The organism is Achromobacter sp. SIMBA_011 (assembly GCF_046535435.1).
Classification (GTDB): domain Bacteria; phylum Pseudomonadota; class Gammaproteobacteria; order Burkholderiales; family Burkholderiaceae_B; genus Achromobacter; species Achromobacter dolens.
This window is the reverse complement of record NZ_JAWRWN010000745.1, coordinates 1-259: the sequence shown is the minus strand read 5'-3', so window position 1 is coordinate 259 and position 259 is coordinate 1. Positions and strand designations below refer to the sequence as shown.

Below are 259 nucleotides of genomic sequence, written 5' to 3'. Positions count from 1 at the left end.
CTCGGCATCGTCGACAACGTCGTGATTACTTACGAAGAAGCATTAATGTTCAGCGTCGTGTCCGATACGCTCGTGATTCCTTCGTATTGCCCCAACAAACCCGGCTTCTGGGCCGAAAAACCGATCGAGAGGCAAGCCTGATGGGGGATACCGATACGCAAAAGGCCGACGTCGTGGTCGTCGGGTCCGGTGTCGCGGGCGCGATCGTCGCGCACCAGCTCGCGATGGCGGGCAAGTCGGTGATCCTGCTCGAAGCAGG

Annotated in this window: 2 protein-coding genes; both read left to right on the top strand. The window is 59.5% G+C overall.

Annotated features, from left to right (window positions below; genetic code table 11):
• Window positions 1-141: sugar dehydrogenase complex small subunit (locus SB816_RS32960; protein WP_410548375.1), on the top strand; the 141-nt coding region annotated here is incomplete at its 5' end.
• Window positions 87-259, top strand: a 173-nt coding sequence (locus tag SB816_RS32955) for an NAD(P)-binding protein (RefSeq protein ID WP_410548374.1), incomplete at its 3' end; no start/stop codon positions are given. The genes SB816_RS32960 and SB816_RS32955, both read left to right, overlap by 55 nt.